This is a genomic window from Pseudomonas sp. FP1154, assembly GCF_030687245.1.
Classification (GTDB): domain Bacteria; phylum Pseudomonadota; class Gammaproteobacteria; order Pseudomonadales; family Pseudomonadaceae; genus Aquipseudomonas; species Aquipseudomonas rhizophila.
The window spans coordinates 1532168-1548074 of the sequence record NZ_CP117465.1 but is presented as its reverse complement, the minus strand read 5'-3'; the positions used below and the strand labels follow the sequence as shown (position 1 = coordinate 1548074).

The window sequence follows — 15907 nt, the reverse complement described above, 5'->3', positions numbered from 1 at the left end:
GGCCAGAGCCGAGCGGCTCTGACCTATAGAAAAAAAATTGAAGTTTTGCAAATGAAAATGCTGACAGAAAGTTTCGGCATTTCGATCAAGTCCCGGCGCTGTAAGCCTCTTGCCCAATCGAACCACCCTGGCAGCTATTGAGTCGCCGTGGCATCGGAACGCATGGAGAGCGCGATCCGTTCCGCTGTGCCGATGGGAATTTCGCCGACCACCGTGACCATCATTTCGCCCTGGGGCGTCGTGAGTCGACGCGAAACAGCTGCTGTCGGGCCGAGCTGCGTACGCGTGTCGGTGACAGTCGCGCCGTTCAACGGTTCCAGAAACACCGAGAAACGAGCCAAGCCATCATCGTACATCAGGCTATTGACCTGAACGTTGGTTTCCGGATCCTTTCTCATCGCACTGCTGGTCAGTTCGAAGCCCGGTGGAAGCCAGTCCGAACGCCATGCAGTTTTCGCCATGGCACTTTTAGCTGGGGTCTGCGCTACTACCTTGCATTCGGCAGTGGTTTGCAGATCAGCGTCGGACGGTGCCGTGATATTCAAGCGTGTGAACTGAAAACGCTCCAGCAACTGGCCCTTGTCATTGAGCAACAGAGACTTGAGCGGCAGGCCGGTCTCTCGGTCCAGATGCAGTTCGAAACCATAACGATGCTGGTCCTTGGGTGTCAGCGCCACAATCACTGCCGGGCGCCCGGCCACGCGCGACTTGCCAATGACGGCAAGATCATACCAATTCTTGAGTTTTTGCGGATCGAGCGCACGTGCCGTGCCTTCAGGCGTATTCCCCACCCCAGCAATCAAGGAGCCGCTTACGCATTGAGTACGTCCATCAATGCGCAGGACTTCCTGTGCCGACCCATCGAGCTGGAGTAGCCGCTCGCGGACTTTGCCATCCTGGACACGATGCCAGATGCTATGGGTAGAAAAACTACCATTACGCTCGTAAACGAAAGTGCCCTGGAAGCTTTGCTGTTGCTCGGCTTGACTCAAACGATTAAGCCAGTCCTGAGCCTCACCGGCATAAGCTGGGATAACGCACCAGCCACCCAGCAGAAGCGAAAAAAGAGGTATGGCGCGCATGGTCCTCCTTAGCGGTTTTCCAGACTGGCTGCACGGGCGTAAGGCAGTGCGCTTTCAGTACCTTTCAGGGCTGCTTCCTGGGCATGCTGACGCAGGTAGTTGGGCAGACGCTGATCATGCCAGCCTGGCTGGCCTTGCAGCACACCATTGGCCATTGGACCGGCGACTTCCGAGCTTTCGCTATAACCGGCCAACACTGCCGGGCCCTTGACCTGTGGAGCGGCCAAGCCAGGCTGATTGGACTGCTGGGCCATTTGCACACCGGCGATCTCATCCTGGTTGTAGAGGCGAACCCCGGCCAGCACGGCCACCGTAACCGAAGCGGCAACCGCAAGACGACCCAGGCTACGCCAAGGGCTGCGGGAGGCTTTGGCCGGAACAGCTTCATCAGCCAGAGCAGCAGACACAGCCGCAGCGATGTCCAGACGCGGAAGCAGCAGGTCCTTGTGCATGACAGCCCGGGCGATCTGGTAACGAGCCCAGGTCTCACGGGTTTCAACATCGTCGAAGGCATTGAGTACCCGACGCAATTCCAATTCGTCCGCTTCGTTATCCATCACTGCGGACAGCGATTCCTGCAGGGCTTCACGACTCATGGCGTTCCTCTCTTGGCTGTCGCCGCTGTCTCAGTTTTCCTGCAACAAAGGTTGCAGGGCTTTATCGATGGCCTCCCGAGCGCGGAAAATCCGGGAGCGCACGGTACCCACCGGACACTGCATGACGCTGGCAATGTCCTCGTAACTCAGACCGTCGAATTCACGTAAAGTTAGAGCCGTACGCAAATCTTCGGGCAGTTGCTGGATGGTCCGATGGACAGTGCCTTCGATCTCATCCCGCAGCAACGCTCGTTCCGGTGATTCAAGATCCTTGAGGCCGTGATCGCCATCATAGAACTCTGCATCTTCAGAACTCACATCGCTATCCGGCGGCCGGCGGCCGCGTGAAACCAGATAGTTTTTCGCCGTGTTAATGGCGATGCGGTAAAGCCACGTGTAAAACGCGCTGTCTCCGCGAAAATTACCAAGCGCACGGTAAGCCTTGATGAAGGCTTCCTGAGCAACATCCTGGGCTTCATGGGTGTCGTGCACAAAACGCACGATCAACCCGAGAATTTTGTGCTGGTATTTCAGCACTAGCAGATCGAAAGCTCGCTTGTCGCCGCGTTGAACGCGCTCGACCAGTTGCTGATCCTCTTCCTGGGTTAGCATGAACACTCCTCGATAAGCTCGAAGGAGGCTTGCATTACTAATCGACCGGGCTTGCAACCATAGACTCGGGCTTTTCGCAAAAGTTCTCCCCTCCAAGCAAGTTTCCGGCGCGCTCTGATCCGGCACGCACGAAAAACGCAGCACGAGATTCCCCGGCTGCGCGAATAATCTGTCGCCGGGCCTGTCGGCAAAGATTCAAATCCTAATCTTGCACCAACCCGACGCTGTTCCCTTTTGCAGACAACCGTCTATTGAACCCAGTCGCTCGGCAAAAGTTCCAACTATTTATAGCCTTGTGTGTGGAACATCGAGCAACCCTGACGAGATAAACAGCCTTTCATCCTCGAAATGGTCGCCTTGTCGCCCATCCACCAAAATCGTGATCCGACGAAGCGTCACGGTTGTGTCATTCTGGTTTCACATTGCCATGAATACGCCGCTATTGTGCCGATCCCCCTCTCTATATACTAGTGGGCTGCATGGCTGCCTGACCCCATTGAAACGGATGTCTTGCGCCAACCCCGACCCGGGTCGTTTTGAGCGGAAACCTTTCGAATGAGCCAACAGTTCCAACACGATGTTCTGGTAATCGGCAGCGGCGCCGCCGGATTGAGCCTGGCGTTGACACTGCCTGAGCATCTGCGCATCGCAGTCCTGAGCAAAGGCGACCTGGCCAACGGTTCGACATTCTGGGCCCAGGGTGGCGTCGCGGCCGTGCTGGATGACACCGACACTATTGAATCGCATGTCGATGACACCCTCAATGCCGGGGGTGGCCTGTGCAATCCAGAAGCCGTGCGTTTCACCGTCGAACACAGCAGGGAAGCCATACAGTGGCTGATCGACCAGGGCGTCCCCTTCACGCGTGACGAGCAATCCGGTACCGAAGACGGTAGTTTCGAGTTTCACCTGACCCGCGAGGGCGGTCACAGCCATCGGCGCATCATTCACGCTGCCGACGCCACCGGTGCGGCGATTTTCAAGACGTTGCTGGCCCAAGCCCGCCAGCGGCCCAATATCGAGCTTCTGGAGCAACGCGTCGCGGTCGATCTGATTACCGAAAAACGCTTGGGCCTAGACGGTGATCGGTGCCTGGGTGCCTACGTGCTCAACCGTGGCACCGGGGAGGTCGACACCTACGGCGCCCGCTTCGTGATCCTGGCCTCCGGCGGTGCCGCGAAAGTCTACCTTTACACCAGCAACCCCGACGGCGCATGCGGGGACGGCATTGCCATGGCCTGGCGTTCAGGCTGCCGGGTGGCGAACCTGGAGTTCAATCAGTTCCACCCCACATGCCTCTACCATCCGTTGGCCAAGAGCTTCCTGATCACCGAGGCCCTGCGCGGCGAAGGTGCTCACCTGAAACTTCCTAACGGCGAGCGTTTCATGCAGCGCTTCGATTCCCGTGCCGAACTGGCGCCCCGGGATATCGTCGCCCGGGCCATCGACCACGAAATGAAGCGCCTGGGCATCGACTGCGTCTACCTGGACATCAGCCACAAGCCCGAAGCATTCATCAAGAGCCATTTCCCCACGGTGTACGAGCGTTGCCTGGAGTTTTCCATCGACATCACCAAGCAACCGATTCCGGTGGTGCCAGCGGCGCATTACACCTGCGGCGGGGTGATGGTCGACCAACAAGGGCGCACTGACGTACCGGGCCTGTATGCCATTGGCGAAACCAGCTTCACCGGCCTGCATGGCGCCAACCGCATGGCCAGCAACTCGTTGCTGGAATGTTTCGTCTACGCCCGCTCGGCGGCAGCGGACATTCTTGAGCAATTGCCGCAGATCGCCGCCCCATCCGCCCTGCCCTCATGGGACGCCAGCCAGGTCACCGACTCGGACGAAGATGTGATCATCGCTCACAACTGGGACGAACTGCGGCGCTTCATGTGGGACTACGTCGGCATCGTGCGCACCAACAAACGCCTGCAACGGGCGCAGCATCGGGTGCGGCTGTTGCTGGATGAAATCGATGAGTTCTACAGCAACTACAAGGTCAGCCGCGACCTGATCGAGTTGCGCAACCTGGCCCAGGTCGCTGAACTGATGATCCGCTCAGCCATGGAACGCAAGGAAAGCCGCGGGCTGCACTACACGCTCGACTACCCGGGCCTGCTGCCCGAAGCGTTGGACACTATCCTGGTGCCGCCCACCTACGCCGGCTGAACTTGAGCCGAACCCGCAGGCGCCGATGCAGATCCGGCGCCAGCGCATCGCGAGGCACACACAGCGAGCGGACCCACCATTCCCCCCGCAGGCGAAAACGCAGCACGATAATCATCGGCAATGCCAGGCTGTCAGGGCGCAATTGCACCGCCTGCCAGCCAGATGCCCTGTTCCACAGCTGCCAGCCATCGGCGTCACGACGCAACCGGCAAAAAGCCTGACGGTGGGTCAACAATAGATGCCGCGGTAGCGTCCAGGCACCATGGGCCAGGCACAGCAGCACGCCGAGGCTGATTAACCAGAACGGGACGGACAACAGCAACAACGAACCCAAGGCAAAGGCCTGGGCCAGGAGATAGGCCGCCAGCAGTTGCCCGGAAGCCTGCCAGCGGCATTCAAAGCGATTACTTGGGCTGGACACGGTCCAGAATCATCCGAACCATGCGCTGCAGCTCCGGGTCTTCGGATTCGCTGCGTTCCATGAACCAGCCGAACATGTCCTGATCCTCGCACTCGAGCAGACGCACGTAGCACGCACGGTCGACGTCGTTAAGGTGGGGATAAACTTCTTTCACGAACGGCACCAGCAACACGTCAAGCTCAAGCATGCCGCGGCGGCTGTGCCAGTAAAGGCGATTCAGTTCAACATCTTCGACCATGGAGCGCTCCTCAAATAGAGCGCAAGTATACAGGCCCCGCCGCGATGGAACAGACGGCTCGGGTCGGGCACCACCGATCCTTTGTGAACTACCCATTTCAAGGGCGCCCCCTTATGATGTCCACCAGACTTTTTACCCTGCGATGACCCATGGCTGATTCCGCTTTTTTCTGCACCCTGTCCCACGAAGGCGTTCTCGCGGTCCGCGGCGTGGACGCTGGCAAATTCCTGCAAGGCCAATTGACCTGCAACCTCAACTACCTGAGCGACAGCCGGGCCAGCCTCGGTGCCCGCTGCACCCAGAAGGGCCGGATGCAATCGAGTTTCCGCATCCTGCTCGAAGGCGATGGTGTACTGATGGCAATGGCCAGCGAATTGCTCGAACCGCAACTGGCGGACCTGAAAAAGTATGCCGTGTTCTCCAAATCCAGACTGACCGATGAAAGCACCGCCTGGGCTCGCTTCGGCCTGGAGAACGCCGACACGGCGCTCGCAGCCTTGGGCCTTGAGCTGCCGGCCGAGACCGACAGCGTCGTTCGTCATGATTGCCTGATTGCCATTCGCGTCTCTCCGAACCGCGCCGAACTTTGGGCGCCCGCCGAACAGGCCGACCCGCTGTCAGCCCGGCTGCGCGAACAGTTGACCGAGGGCGAGCTGAACCAGTGGCTGCTGGGTCAGATCCGCGCCGGGATCGGCCAGGTCATGCCGGCTACCCGCGAACTGTTCATTCCGCAGATGCTCAATCTGCAAGCCGTTGGCGGCGTGAGCTTCAAGAAAGGTTGCTACACCGGCCAGGAAATCGTCGCCCGCATGCAGTACCTGGGCAAACTCAAGCGGCGCCTGTATCGGCTGCAAATGGATGCCGGTGAACTGCCCGAGCCTGGCACCCCCTTATTTTCACCCACGCACGGCAGTTCTATCGGTGAAGTGGTGATGGCCGCTCACGCCGAACGAAACATTGAACTGCTGGCGGTGGTACAGGCCGAAGCTGCAGAAGATGACAATTTGCACCTCGGCGCGCTGGAAGGCCCGGGCCTGCAATTGCTCGACCTGCCTTACGAACTGGACCGCGACCGCGAAATCCAGCGCTGATCGCAGCATTTTGTCGTAATACCCTAGAGAAACGAAATGAGCGATTTGGCGGATAAGGTCCAACGGGATTTGGTGGAGGCCATCGATAACGATGACCTGGTTCTGCCAACATTACCGGAAGTGGCCCTGCAGATTCGCCGGGCCGCCGAAGACCCGGAAATCAGCGTCAGCAACCTGAGCAAGGTGATTGGTCGTGACACGGCGCTTTCGGCGCGCCTGATAAAAGTGGTCAACAGCCCACTGCTGCGTGCGACCCAGGAAGTCACTGATCTGCACACAGCCATCACCCGGCTGGGGGTCAACTACAGCAGCAACCTGGCCATCGGCCTGGTCATGGAGCAGATTTTCCATGCCCGTTCCGAAGTGGTGGAACAGAAGATGCGCGAAGTCTGGCGTAAAAGCCTGGAAATCGCCGGTGTCTGCTATGCGTTGTGCCGGATCTATACGCAACTCAAACCCGATCAAGCCGCGCTGGGTGGGCTGGTGCATCAGATCGGCGTACTGCCGATTCTCACCTACGCCGAAGACAACAATGAATTGCTGTCTGACCCGGTCAGTCTCAATCACGTCATCGAGACGATTCACCCGGTGCTGGGAGACAAGTTGCTCAGTGTTTGGGAGTTTCCAGAAAGACTGGTGAAGCTGCCGGGGCTGTATCTGGACTTCACCCGAGATTCGAAACAACTCGATTACGTCGACCTGGTGCAGGTAGCTGCGTTGTATTGCTACAAGGACTCCGACCACCCCCTGGGCAGGATCGATGCCTTCGGGGTACCGGCCTTCAATAAGCTGGGCATCGACCCGGAAAACAAAGCCCGGTGCGCGGAGATCGAAGAAGCGCGGTCGATGTTTTATTAAGCAACCAGGCTCAAGCCCCCGAACTTGAGCTCAGGCACTGAACCTGTGGCGAGGGGATTTATCCCCGCTGGGGCGCGAAGCGGCCCCTGGCGTTCTGTCTGATACACCTAAATCGCCAGTTTGGGGCTGCTTCGCAGCCCAGCGGGGATAAATCCCCTCGCCACAATAGGGCTTGGCTCGGGTTCAATCGGAACCGGGGATAAAGCTCACCCTAACTTTCAAACCACCCTCCTGCCCATCATGCAGCGTGATTTGCGCCAGGTGCGCACGGCAGATTTCACCGACGATAGCCAACCCCAGACCCGAACCGGCCACTTGCTGATTGCGTCGATAGAAGCGCTCGAACACGCGGTCTCGCTCATGCGGCGGGATGCCCGGCCCGTCGTCCTCGACCTCAAGCACCGCAGGCGCTGTGACCCGCAGGATCACATTGCCGCCCGATGGGGTATGGGCCAGGGCGTTGTCCACCAGGTTGCTCAACAACTCGTTCAACAAGGTCGGCTCACCTCGCAGCCATACCGGTTCGTCGGCTTCCAAAGCCAAAGCCACGCCACGGGCATGGGCCAACGGGGCCATGGCCATACCCAGCTCCCGTGCCAATTGGCTGAGATCAAGCAACTGCGCGCCGCCCTCGGCGATGGCCCGGGCACCATTTTCGACACGCGCCAGGGACAGCAACTGATTCGCCAGATGGGTCAACCGATCCGTGCCTTGGGCCGCGGTTTCCAGGGTTTCACGCCAGATTGCCGGCTCGCTGGCGCGCAGCCCCAGCTCAAGCCGGGCCTTCAGCGCAGCCAAAGGCGTGCGCAGTTCATGGGCGGCGTCGGCGATGAATTGCGCCTGACGTTCGAATTGCCCACGAAGACGCTCGGTGAAATGGTTGAGGGCCCGCACCAGTGGCCAGAGTTCATGCTGGACCTCCACCAGGGGCAATGGCCGCAAATCATCCGGCTGACGCTCCTCCACCGCCGTGCGCAAGCGCTCCAGGGGGCGCAAGGCGGCACTGACGGCGAACCACACCATCAGCAGCGCGCCCACCGCCAGCATACCCAGGCGCAACAGTGTGTCGGCCATCAAGCCGCGGGCCATGCTGATCCGCGCCTCTTCGGTTTCCGCCACGCGAATCTCCGCCATGCCGTTCATGTTCGGTTCACTCACCGCCTTGAGCAGGCTCACCACCCGCACATCCTGCCCCTGATAGCTGGCGTTATAAAAGCGCGCCAGGGCCGGGTAATCGTCGGTACGCGGCGTACCGGGCGGTGGACCTGGGAGGTTTTCGTAGCCGGAAATCAGCTTCTGGTGGATGTCATTGACCTGGTAGTAAATACGCCCGGCGCTGTCGTAGGCAAAGGTATCCAGGGCCACGTAAGGCACATCCGCGCTGAGGCTGCCGTCGCGTTGCGACAGGCCGGCGGCGATGGTCCGGGCGGAGGCCAGCAGCGTGCGGTCGTAGGCCGTGTCCGCGGCTTCGCGACCGTTCCAGTAAGCACTCAGGCCGCTGGCGAGCATCAGTACCACCAACAGCAGTGCCAGGTTCCAGAGCAGTCGCCAACGCAAACTGTCGGGCTTATGCATCGCGGGTTTCCAGCAGGTAGCCCAGGCCACGGAATGTCACGATCGCCACGGCATGGCCGTCGAGTTTCTTGCGCAGGCGGTGGACGTAGATTTCGATGGCATCGGGGCTGGCCTCTTCGTCCAGGCCGAACACCTGGGCCGCAAGCTGCTCCTTGCTCATCACCCGCCCTGGCCGGGCGATCAACGCCTCCAGCACGGCCTGCTCGCGGGAAGTCAGGGTCAGCAATTCGTCGTCGAGGGTGAAGCGGCGGGTGTCCAGGTCATAAATCAACCCACCACAGCGCTGCTGGCGTTCGCCCCCCAATACGCTACGGCGCAACAGTGCCTTGACCCGAGCCTCCAGCTCCGTGAGCTCGAACGGCTTGGCCAGGTAATCGTCAGCGCCCAGGTTCAGACCATGGACCCGGTCCTTGACGTCGCTACGGGCAGTCAGCATCAACACCGGCAAGGTCTTGCCGCGGGCCCGCAGCCGGGCCAGCACCTCGAAACCGTCCATGCGTGGCAGCCCTACATCAAGAATCGCGACCGCGTACTCCTCGCTGCTCAAAGCCAGGTCGGCCGCCACCCCGTCGTGCAGCACATCCACGGTCAAACCGGTGCTCTTGAGCGCCTGGGCTACACTTTCGGCCAGCTGGAGATGGTCTTCGACGAGCAGGACACGCATTGGATTTCACCTCGATTCAGGGATGGTCGGCACCATTCTGTGGCGCGGAGTTTACAGCCGCATCCACCTCTGTGAAGCCAAAAACATCGTGAAAGCTTTTGAAAGGTTAGCGAAAGGTTGGCCGGTTACAGTCCTCCAACGGCCAGTTTCGACTGCCGGTCGCGAGGCACCTCGCGAACGAAAAACGCCCCGAAGCGTTTTCGCCAAATAAGAACAATAGAGCGGAGTATTCACCATGCTGTCCATACAGCCCCAGGCCCCGACGCCTGCTCGCCCTTCCCGCCTCAACCAGATCGCCTTCACTTGCGCCGCCGCTTTCGCCGGTCTTGCACCGTCGTCGCTGTGCGTCTACGCCACGTGACCTATCGCTCCTGATGGCCCGCTGTCGATTCCCGAAGGGTCCGACAACGGTAAATGTGCAACACACAACAACAACTCCTGTGGAGACAAAAATGAACCTATCACTGCGTAAAGTAGCCCTGGCCGCTGGTTGCCTGATGTTCGCCGGGCAGTTGCTCGCCGAACCCAAGCGTCCGGAATGCATCGCCCCGGCCGCGCCTGGCGGCGGTTTTGACCTGACGTGCAAATTGGCCCAAAGCGCCCTGGTGAACGAAAAACTGCTGACCAAACCGATGCGTGTGACCTACATGCCCGGCGGCGTCGGTGCAGTGGCCTACAACGCAGTGGTCGCTCAGCGCCCGGCCGACGCCGGCACGCTGGTGGCCTGGTCCAGTGGCTCGCTGCTGAACCTGGCCCAAGGCAAATTCGGGCGTTTCGACGAAAACGCCGTTCGCTGGTTGGCAGCCGTTGGCACCAGCTATGGCGCCATCGCGGTCAAGAGCGATTCGCCCTACAAGAACCTCGATGATCTGGTACAGGCGCTGAAGAAAGATCCAGGCTCCGTGGTCATCGGTTCCGGCGGCACCGTGGGCAGCCAGGACTGGATGCAAACCGCGCTGATCGCCAAGGCCGCCGGTATCGACCCGCGCAAACTGCGCTACGTGGCGCTCGAAGGCGGTGGCGAGATCGCAACGGCCCTGCTGGGCGGCCATATTCAGGTAGGCAGTACGGACATCTCCGACTCCATGCCACACATCCAGAGCGGCGACATGCGCCTGCTGGCGGTGTTCGCCGAGAAGCGCCTGGATGAGCCGGAAATGAAAGACATCCCGACCGCCCGTGAACAAGGCTACGAGATCGTCTGGCCAGTGGTTCGTGGCTTCTACCTCGGGCCGAAGGTCAGTGATGAAGACTACGCCTGGTGGAAAAACGCATTCGACAAGCTGCTGGCGTCCGAAGACTTCGCCAAGCTGCGTGACCAGCGCGAACTGTTTCCGTTCGCCATGACCGGTCCGGAACTGGACACCTACGTGAAGAAGCAAGTGGCCGACTACAAGATGCTGGCCAAAGAGTTTGGCCTGGTCCAGTAATCGCCTCTGTTCTCGCGGCGGCGCCTGCATCACTGCGGCGCCGCCCAGGAGTTAGTCATGCTCATCCAACGTATTTTCGCTTCAGTGCTGCTGCTGGTTTGCGTCGGCCTCGCGCTGATGGCCTGGCCCTACCAGGCAGCCTTTTCCTACGAACCGGTCGGGCCGCGCGCCTTCCCCTTGCTGATGATCGGGCTGCTGAGCCTGGCCCTGCTTTATATGGTGTTTCGTCCGACGCCCATCGTGCACAGCGACGAAGATCCGCAACTGGATCGCGAGACCCTGCAGAAAATCGGCATCTGCGTAGTGCTGCTGCTGATATTCGCCGGGACCTTCGAACCCCTGGGTTTCATCCTCGCCAGCATTGTGGTCGGGGTTCCGATGGCGCGCCTGTATGGCGGTCGTTGGGTGCCGAGCGTGGTGATCATCAGCCTGATGGCCATCGGTCTCTATCTGTTGTTCGACAAGCTGATGGACGTGCCGCTGCCCCTGGGCCTGCTCGACGTCCTGGAGAATTGATATGGATACCCTGAATTATCTCGGCCAGGGTTTTGGCGTTGCACTGACCCCCTACAACCTCGTTACCGCCCTGAGCGGCACCCTGATCGGCACCGTGGTCGGCCTGCTGCCGGGCCTGGGCCCGATCAATGGCGTGGCGTTGCTGATCCCGATTGCATTCGCCCTCGGTCTGCCACCGGAGTCGGCCCTGATCCTGCTGGCGGCCGTATACCTGGGTTGCGAATACGGCGGACGAATCAGCTCGATCCTGCTCAACATCCCGGGTGAAGCCTCCACCGTCATGACCACCCTGGACGGTTACCCGATGGCCCGCAAAGGCATGGCCGGCGTCGCCCTTTCGCTGTCGGCGTGGAGTTCGTTCCTCGGTGCATTCATTGCCACTTGCGGGATGGTGCTGTTCGCCCCGCTGCTGGCCAAATGGGCGATTGCCTTCGGACCGGCGGAATATTTCGTGCTGATGGTGTTCGCCATTGTCTGTCTCGGCGGCATGGCCGGAGACCGCCCGCTCAAGACCTTCATCGCGGCGCTGATCGGGCTGTTCCTGTCCTGCGTCGGGATTGACGCCAACAGCGGCGTCTACCGTTTCACCGGGGACAATATCCATTTGACCGACGGCATCCAGTTCGTCGTGCTGGTGCTGGGCCTGTTCTCCATCAGTGAAATTCTGTTACTGCTGGAAAAGACCCATCGCGGCCAGGAAGCGGTGAAAGCCACCGGGCGGATGATGTTCAACGTCAAGGAAGCGGCGTCGGTGTTCTGGGTGAACATGCGATGCGGCGTGCTTGGCTTCATCATGGGCGTGTTGCCAGGTGCCGGTGCGACGCTGGCCAGTGCCGTGGCGTACATGACGGAAAAACGCATCGCCGGTGCAAGCGGTACGTTCGGCCAAGGTGACAAGCGTGGCCTCGCCGCCCCGGAAACCGCCATCGGCGGCGCCGCCTGCGGTGCGTTGGTGCCGATGCTGACCCTGGGTGTTCCGGGTTCCGGCACCACGGCGGTGATGATCGGCGCGCTGTCGCTGTACAACATCACTCCAGGTCCACTGCTGTTCCAGCAACAACCTGACATCGTCTGGGGCCTGATCGCTTCGTTGTTCGTCGCCAACATCATGCTGGTGATCCTCAACATCCCGATGATCCGCGTCTTCACCCGTATCCTGGCCGTGCCGAACTGGGCATTGGTACCGGTCATCGCGATCATCACCGGGATCGGCGTCTACGCGGTGCACGCCACCACGTTCGACCTGTTCCTGATGATCGGTATCGGCATCTTCGGTTACATCCTGCGCAAGCTGGACTTCCCGTTGTCGCCGGTCCTGTTGGGCTTCATCCTCGGTGGCCTGATGGAACAGAACCTGCGTCGTGCGCTGTCGATTTCCAACGGGGCGCTGGAAATCCTCTGGTCGAGCCCGATCACCCTGGGTTGCTGGGTATTGACCGTCATCATGCTGCTGATGCCATTGCTGCGGATCTGGCGCCGTCGCTCGGCTCAACGTCGCGCCCTGGCCAATGTCTAAAGCAACACTCAGACAATGGTGGGGAACACCGCTGGTCGGTCTGGCCGGCGGTTATCTGGCCAGCCTGATCGGCTGGCCTTTGCCCTGGATGGTTGGCTCGTTACTGGCGATCATCCTGGTGCGCTGCCTCACACCGTGGCAACTGATGGAAATCCCTGGCGGCCGTAAATGCGGCCAGTGGGTGGTCGGCATCGGTATCGGCCTGCACTTCACCCCGGTGGTGATGGAGCAGGTGCTGAGCCATTTTGTCCTGATCTTCTTCGGCGCGCTGATCACCAGCGTGTCCAGCGTGGTGAGTGTGTGGCTGATGCGCCGCACTGGCGAAGACCGCGCCACCGCTTTCTTCTCCAGCATGCCGGGCGGTTCCGGCGAGATGGTCAACCTCGGTGCCCGCAATGGCGCCGACCTGAGCCGCGTCGCTGCCGGCCAGAGCCTGCGGGTACTGGTGGTGGTGCTGTGCGTACCGGCCGCTTTCAAATACTTGCTCGGCGAAGGCGCCCCGGTGCAGCACGCTGCCACGGTGGATTGGCTGTGGCTGGCGCTGCTGTTCCCGGCAGGCGCCCTGCTCGCCTGGGGCTGGGAGCGTTTGCGCCAACCCAACCCATGGCTGTTCGGACCGTTGCTGGTGAGTGCGGCGGTGAGCATCGGCTGGGATCTGCACATCGGCCTGCCCGACGGCGGCAGCCAGATCGGCCAGTGGCTGATCGGCAGCGGATTGGGTTGTCATTTCAACCGGCAGTTCTTCCGCCGCGCGCCGTCGTTCATGGGACGTACGCTGATCGGCACGGTGTTGACGATGCTGATCGCAACCCTCGCGGCCCTGGGCCTGAGCACGCTGACCCACCTGGACTTGCGGTCACTGACCTTGGGCATGATGCCCGGCGGTATTGCGGAAATGAGCCTGACGGCGGAGACGCTGCAACTGTCGGTACCGCTGGTGACGGCGTTGCAGGTGATGCGGCTGCTGTTTGTGCTGTTTCTGGCGGAGCCGTTGTTCAGGTATTGGATTCGCAAGCCGGGTTCGGTCTGATCGTCCGCGGCGCCTTCATCGCGAGCAGGCTCGCTCCCACAGAATATTGCGGCGTACACAAATCAGTGTGGGAGCGAGCCTGCTCGCGATGGGGCACGTCAGCTGGGCGCATTAAACCGGCGGCAACCGCCAATCAATCGGCGCTTCGCCCTGTTGCTCAAGAAACTTGTTGGCCCGACTGAAATGCCCGCACCCCAGGAAACCGCGGTAAGCCGACAACGGCGACGGGTGGACGGACGTCAGCACCAAGTGTTTGGTGGCATCGATCAGCTTCTGCTTGCCTTGGGCATGAGCGCCCCACAGTAGAAAGACCAAATGCGGCTGGTGCTCACTGACCACTTCAATGACCCGATCAGTAAAGTGCTGCCATCCCTTGCCTGCGTGGGAGTTGGCATTGGCACGCTCCACGGTCATGGTGGTGTTGAGCAGCAACACCCCCTGGTCGGCCCAACTTTGCAGGTAGCCGTGATTCGGGATGTCGATATTCAGATCGCGTTTCAATTCCTTGTAGATGTTCACCAGCGAGGGCGGCGCCGGCACGCCCGGCTGCACTGAAAAGCACAAACCATGAGCCTGGCCTGGGCCGTGATAAGGGTCCTGGCCGAGGATCACGACCTTGACCTTGTCCAGCGGCGTGGAGTTGAGGGCATTGAAAATCAACGATGCCGGTGGGTAAATTTCCTTGCCGGCGGCGTACTCCCGACGCAGAAATTCACGCAACTCTGCCATATAGGGCTGGTCGAACTCGGCACGCAGGGCTTGCTTCCAGCTCGGTTCGAGTTTGATACGGTCGTCAGCAGTCATGGTTGCACCCGGTAAAAACAATGGGCGCACCCTAGGAAAGCCTACATGGCTTGTCAATTGATCTGACGCAGAACCGGCACTTTCCTACGCAGCGGTCATACTGATCATTCAAATTTCTGATCGAGGTCACGATGAATCTGCACTTCGAAGAACTCACTGGCATCAATGGCGCCCGTATCGGCATCGCCACCCTGGATGCTGAAAAATCCTTGAATGCCCTCTCCTTGCCGATGATCAACGCCCTGCGCGATCGTCTCGACGCCTGGGCCAGAGAACCGCAAATCGTCTGTGTATTGTTGCGCGGCAACGGCGCCAAGGCGTTTTGCGCCGGCGGCGAAGTGCGCAGCCTGGTAGAGGCCTGCCGCGCTCAACCAGGTGAAGTACCGCCCTTGGCGGCGCAATTTTTTGCCGCGGAGTACCGACTGGACTTCAACCTGCACACTTTTCCCAAACCCTTGGTGTGCTGGGGCCATGGCTACGTGCTTGGCGGCGGCATGGGGCTGTTGCAAGGCGCGAATATTCGGATCGTCACACCGAGCACGCGCCTGGCGATGCCGGAAATCAGCATCGGCCTGTACCCGGATGTCGGCGCCAGTTGGTTCCTGTCGCGGCTGCCCGGCAAGCTTGGCCTGTTCCTGGGCCTGACGGGCGCCCATATGAATGCCCGGGACGCCATTGACCTGGGTCTGGCCGACCGTTTCCTGTTGGATGAACAACAGGACGATCTGATCGAAGGCCTGCTGCAACTCAATTGGCAGGAACAGACGCCCATGCAGCTCAACAGCTTGCTCAAGGCCTTGCAACAGGAAGCCGTCGCCCAATTACCCGAGGCGCAATGGCTACCGCGCCGGCAGAAAATCGACGAATGGCTGGATGTCAGCGATGTACGTTGCGCCTGGAAAACCCTCAGCCTGCTGGTGGACCATTCAGACCCATTGATCGCGCGGGCGGCCAAGACCATGACCGAAGGCTGCCCGCTGACTGCTCATCTGGTCTGGGAACAGATCGCCCGAGCCCGGCATTTGTCATTGGCAAGTGTGTTGCGCATGGAATACACCTTGAGCCTCAACTGCTGCCGACACCCTGAATTCAGCGAGGGCGTGCGGGCGCGGCTGATCGACAAAGACCACAAGCCCCGCTGGCACTGGCCGGACATCAACCATGTCCCCGCAGCAGCGGTCGAGGCGCATTTTCACAAGGCCTGGGAAGGGCGGCATCCGCTGGCGGATTTGTCTAACGAGTAAAGAACCTGGGTGACATTCTGTGAGAGCGACATCTGTGGGAGCAAAGCTTGCTCGCGAT

General features: G+C 60.5%; 17 protein-coding genes. 9 read left to right on the top strand and 8 right to left on the bottom strand.

Features of this window, described 5'->3' with window-relative positions; genetic code table 11:
- Positions 1 to 134: 134 nt before the first annotated feature.
- The 3 genes from PSH91_RS07080 to rpoE are packed head-to-tail and all read right to left on the bottom strand — an operon-like array spanning position 135 to position 2290.
- Positions 135 to 1082 (bottom strand): MucB/RseB C-terminal domain-containing protein, encoded by a 948-nt coding sequence (locus PSH91_RS07080; protein WP_305467694.1) that lies wholly within the window; start codon positions 1080 to 1082, stop codon positions 135 to 137.
- Positions 1083 to 1090: 8 nt separating this feature from the next.
- Entirely contained in the window at positions 1091 to 1678 is a 588-nt protein-coding gene (locus tag PSH91_RS07075; RefSeq protein WP_047227972.1) for a sigma-E factor negative regulatory protein, read from the bottom strand.
- A 30-nt stretch (positions 1679 to 1708) separates the two neighbouring features.
- Positions 1709 to 2290 carry an RNA polymerase sigma factor RpoE gene (rpoE, locus tag PSH91_RS07070; RefSeq protein ID WP_003172477.1) on the bottom strand — a complete coding sequence of 194 codons (582 nt, stop codon included), beginning with the start codon at positions 2288 to 2290 and terminating at the stop codon, positions 1709 to 1711.
- Between the two features lie 555 nt (positions 2291 to 2845).
- Between rpoE and nadB the strand changes: the two genes are divergently transcribed.
- Positions 2846 to 4462, top strand: coding sequence for an L-aspartate oxidase (gene nadB / locus PSH91_RS07065; protein WP_160891830.1), 1617 nt, complete (start codon positions 2846 to 2848; stop codon positions 4460 to 4462).
- Here nadB and PSH91_RS07060 read toward each other — a convergent pair.
- Complete coding sequence (locus PSH91_RS07060; protein ID WP_305467692.1) at positions 4431 to 4883, bottom strand: protein YgfX; 453 nt, start codon at positions 4881 to 4883, stop codon at positions 4431 to 4433. The genes nadB and PSH91_RS07060 overlap by 32 nt on opposite strands.
- Complete coding sequence (locus PSH91_RS07055) at positions 4867 to 5121, bottom strand: succinate dehydrogenase assembly factor 2 (RefSeq protein ID WP_007930227.1); 255 nt, start codon at positions 5119 to 5121, stop codon at positions 4867 to 4869. The genes PSH91_RS07060 and PSH91_RS07055 overlap by 17 nt, the downstream gene beginning before the upstream one ends.
- A 149-nt stretch (positions 5122 to 5270) precedes the next feature.
- Here PSH91_RS07055 and PSH91_RS07050 point away from each other — a divergent pair, with 149 nt between their 5' ends.
- A complete protein-coding gene (locus PSH91_RS07050; protein ID WP_160891826.1) occupies positions 5271 to 6212 on the top strand; it encodes a folate-binding protein YgfZ in 942 nt (313 codons plus the stop codon).
- 36 nt (positions 6213 to 6248) lie between these two features.
- Entirely contained in the window at positions 6249 to 7070 is an 822-nt protein-coding gene (locus PSH91_RS07045; protein ID WP_047227976.1) for an HDOD domain-containing protein, read from the top strand.
- 183 nt (positions 7071 to 7253) lie between these two features.
- Here the strand turns inward: PSH91_RS07045 and PSH91_RS07040 are convergent, their stop codons facing one another.
- Both PSH91_RS07040 and PSH91_RS07035 read right to left on the bottom strand, forming a co-directional pair.
- Entirely contained in the window at positions 7254 to 8645 is a 1392-nt protein-coding gene (locus PSH91_RS07040) for a sensor histidine kinase (RefSeq protein WP_047227977.1), read from the bottom strand.
- Complete coding sequence (locus PSH91_RS07035) at positions 8638 to 9309, bottom strand: response regulator (RefSeq protein WP_047227978.1); 672 nt, start codon at positions 9307 to 9309, stop codon at positions 8638 to 8640. Before PSH91_RS07035 ends, PSH91_RS07040 begins: the two co-directional genes overlap by 8 nt.
- 235 nt (positions 9310 to 9544) lie before the next feature.
- On the opposite strand from PSH91_RS07035, the gene PSH91_RS07030 reads away from it, so the two are divergent.
- The 5 genes from PSH91_RS07030 (at position 9545) to PSH91_RS07010 (ending at position 13801) form a co-directional block, all read left to right on the top strand.
- Entirely contained in the window at positions 9545 to 9670 is a 126-nt protein-coding gene (locus PSH91_RS07030) for a hypothetical protein (RefSeq protein WP_256676726.1), read from the top strand.
- 91 nt (positions 9671 to 9761) lie between these two features.
- On the top strand, positions 9762 to 10739 hold the full coding sequence (locus PSH91_RS07025) for a tripartite tricarboxylate transporter substrate binding protein (protein WP_047227979.1): 978 nt from the start codon (positions 9762 to 9764) through the stop codon (positions 10737 to 10739).
- A gap of 57 nt (positions 10740 to 10796) precedes the next feature.
- The gene (locus tag PSH91_RS07020; RefSeq protein ID WP_092397315.1) at positions 10797 to 11255 is read left to right on the top strand and encodes a tripartite tricarboxylate transporter TctB family protein; all 459 of its coding nucleotides are present in this window, start codon (positions 10797 to 10799) and stop codon (positions 11253 to 11255) included.
- A 1-nt stretch (position 11256) separates the two neighbouring features.
- Positions 11257 to 12771: a tripartite tricarboxylate transporter permease gene (locus PSH91_RS07015; protein WP_047227981.1), complete on the top strand. Its 1515-nt coding sequence runs from the start codon at positions 11257 to 11259 to the stop codon at positions 12769 to 12771.
- On the top strand, positions 12764 to 13801 hold the full coding sequence (locus tag PSH91_RS07010) for an AbrB family transcriptional regulator (protein WP_107322083.1): 1038 nt from the start codon (positions 12764 to 12766) through the stop codon (positions 13799 to 13801). The genes PSH91_RS07015 and PSH91_RS07010 overlap by 8 nt, the downstream gene beginning before the upstream one ends.
- Before the next feature lie 111 nt (positions 13802 to 13912).
- On the opposite strand, the gene ung is transcribed toward PSH91_RS07010, so the two are convergent.
- Entirely contained in the window at positions 13913 to 14605 is a 693-nt protein-coding gene (ung, locus tag PSH91_RS07005) for a uracil-DNA glycosylase (RefSeq protein WP_047227983.1), read from the bottom strand.
- A 131-nt stretch (positions 14606 to 14736) separates the two neighbouring features.
- On the opposite strand from ung, the gene PSH91_RS07000 reads away from it, so the two are divergent.
- Positions 14737 to 15849 carry an enoyl-CoA hydratase/isomerase family protein gene (locus tag PSH91_RS07000; RefSeq protein WP_047227984.1) on the top strand — a complete coding sequence of 371 codons (1113 nt, stop codon included), beginning with the start codon at positions 14737 to 14739 and terminating at the stop codon, positions 15847 to 15849.
- Positions 15850 to 15907: the final 58 nt, after the last annotated feature.

Coding starts and splice junctions, on each gene's coding strand:
- PSH91_RS07080 (WP_305467694.1), bottom strand. CDS start 1,082: ATGCGCGCCATACCTCTTTTTTCGCTTCTGCTGGGTGGCTGGTGCGTT.
- PSH91_RS07075 (WP_047227972.1), bottom strand. CDS start 1,678: ATGAGTCGTGAAGCCCTGCAGGAATCGCTGTCCGCAGTGATGGATAAC.
- rpoE (WP_003172477.1), bottom strand. CDS start 2,290: ATGCTAACCCAGGAAGAGGATCAGCAACTGGTCGAGCGCGTTCAACGC.
- nadB (WP_160891830.1), top strand. CDS start 2,846: ATGAGCCAACAGTTCCAACACGATGTTCTGGTAATCGGCAGCGGCGCC.
- PSH91_RS07055 (WP_007930227.1), bottom strand. CDS start 5,121: ATGGTCGAAGATGTTGAACTGAATCGCCTTTACTGGCACAGCCGCCGC.
- PSH91_RS07050 (WP_160891826.1), top strand. CDS start 5,271: ATGGCTGATTCCGCTTTTTTCTGCACCCTGTCCCACGAAGGCGTTCTC.
- PSH91_RS07045 (WP_047227976.1), top strand. CDS start 6,249: ATGAGCGATTTGGCGGATAAGGTCCAACGGGATTTGGTGGAGGCCATC.
- PSH91_RS07040 (WP_047227977.1), bottom strand. CDS start 8,645: ATGCATAAGCCCGACAGTTTGCGTTGGCGACTGCTCTGGAACCTGGCA.
- PSH91_RS07035 (WP_047227978.1), bottom strand. CDS start 9,309: ATGCGTGTCCTGCTCGTCGAAGACCATCTCCAGCTGGCCGAAAGTGTA.
- PSH91_RS07030 (WP_256676726.1), top strand. CDS start 9,545: ATGCTGTCCATACAGCCCCAGGCCCCGACGCCTGCTCGCCCTTCCCGC.
- PSH91_RS07025 (WP_047227979.1), top strand. CDS start 9,762: ATGAACCTATCACTGCGTAAAGTAGCCCTGGCCGCTGGTTGCCTGATG.
- PSH91_RS07020 (WP_092397315.1), top strand. CDS start 10,797: ATGCTCATCCAACGTATTTTCGCTTCAGTGCTGCTGCTGGTTTGCGTC.
- PSH91_RS07015 (WP_047227981.1), top strand. CDS start 11,257: ATGGATACCCTGAATTATCTCGGCCAGGGTTTTGGCGTTGCACTGACC.
- PSH91_RS07010 (WP_107322083.1), top strand. CDS start 12,764: ATGTCTAAAGCAACACTCAGACAATGGTGGGGAACACCGCTGGTCGGT.
- ung (WP_047227983.1), bottom strand. CDS start 14,605: ATGACTGCTGACGACCGTATCAAACTCGAACCGAGCTGGAAGCAAGCC.
- PSH91_RS07000 (WP_047227984.1), top strand. CDS start 14,737: ATGAATCTGCACTTCGAAGAACTCACTGGCATCAATGGCGCCCGTATC.